Source organism: Acinetobacter sp. ACNIH3 (genome assembly GCF_002918965.1).
Lineage (GTDB): Bacteria > Pseudomonadota > Gammaproteobacteria > Pseudomonadales > Moraxellaceae > Acinetobacter > Acinetobacter schindleri.
Window position 1 is genome coordinate 1 of the sequence record NZ_PQLP01000122.1, and the last position, 1,446, is coordinate 1,446.

At 28.1% G+C, this 1,446-nt stretch carries 1 protein-coding gene and 1 pseudogene; one reads left to right on the forward strand and one right to left on the reverse strand.

Annotated features, from left to right (window positions below):
- Positions 1-191: 191 nt before the first annotated feature.
- The gene (locus tag C3420_RS16975) at positions 192-1,307 is read left to right on the forward strand and encodes a PIN domain-containing protein (RefSeq protein ID WP_146048182.1); all 1,116 of its coding nucleotides are present in this window, start codon (positions 192-194) and stop codon (positions 1,305-1,307) included.
- A 20-nt stretch (positions 1,308-1,327) separates the two neighbouring features.
- On the opposite strand, the pseudogene C3420_RS16980 reads toward C3420_RS16975, so the two are convergent.
- Positions 1,328-1,446 (reverse strand): annotated as a pseudogene (locus C3420_RS16980) (IS30 family transposase); the annotation flags it as partial.

Consider the following 1,446-nt stretch of genomic DNA (forward strand, 5'->3'; position numbering starts at 1 on the left):
TTCTTGACTCAAGCATTAATGCAGTACGATCTTCAAAGTTAAGATGATGGTATGACAATTTTATATACTCCATAAACCCTTTAAATTAATTAGGTGGTTTATGTCGCACTTCAAGTTTTACTCTGCCCCTCTTCAACACTTTTAAAATTATGCAGGATAACAGGCAAGCTTTTTTTAAGAATGCTATCGATATGTATAATAATAATCCTCTTACAGTTCTTACTTTTTCAAAACACATATCTATTTCAATAGTTGATCTAGTTTATCAATGGCACAACAATTTTATTGACAAACTCTATTCAATTGATAATAAATATATCAATGAAAAATTAGAATACCAATTCTTGCAAGAGAGAATCAAAGAATTAGATAAAGTAATCGTTGATTTATATTCTTTAATAGAACTCAAATTTTTTAATAAGCTAAATGTCTTAGAAAAATTCGAAGAAGTCTATATATCTAAAGTTACATACTTTGAATTAAAAAATTTAATAGAAATTAAAAAAAATGAAATATCTGAGGATAATAAAGGAAGTCTTCATGTTATAAATGGCATTCCAAGGATTATTGAACATGATAAAAATGAGGCTCAAAGAGTATTAATTGATCTTCAAGAAATTTTGGACTATATCGAAAATAAAAATGTTGTATGTGAAACTGCATATGGTGATGGCGATACACATATATTCGATGATGTATTAACAAAGTTTTTGACTAATTCGGAAACTGCCACAATACGATTAGCTCGAGAGAAAAAATTCCCAGTATGTTCATTCGATGCTCGATTAAGAGCTTTAATACATCAATATGGGATAGAAACTATAAATTTTGATGATGTAATAATTAATGATAGTAATTTATCAATAAATTTATTTCCTCTTCAGAAATTTGTACACAATCGAACTATTGCAAATCATTACTTTGAAAATGCCCCTACTACATTATTCTTTCTTGAAAAAAATGAAAATTTAATTCGTTTTTTTATGAGAATGATGCAAAATACAAAAGGGCTTTCAGAAAATAAAGCTTTAGAATTATATAGACAATTTCTTAATTTAGTAAATTCTTCTGCTATTAAGACAACTTATAGTGCTTTAGATATATTGAATAAAGCTTTTATGTGCTTTTATATCCAAATGAACCCCGATGAAGATATAAATAATATTAGACAAAAACTTAGTAAATTTTGGGGACATAAACTTGATAATTTTTCTGCTTTCTCTTGTAGTTTAGATGAAATTAATACCTTTAATATTTATGATCTAAATATCAATAAGGTTACTATACCCCCTACTCTTTGCGCTTAAGTTTAGAAAGCAGGGCGAATTCAAACATGAGGTGCGACAGTTTCAAAAGCCATATGATAATCAACAAGCTGAGCAAATTTCTCTAATGGTGTAAGCCAATCTAACGCCTTTCTAGGACGAGTATTCAGTGACATGGCAA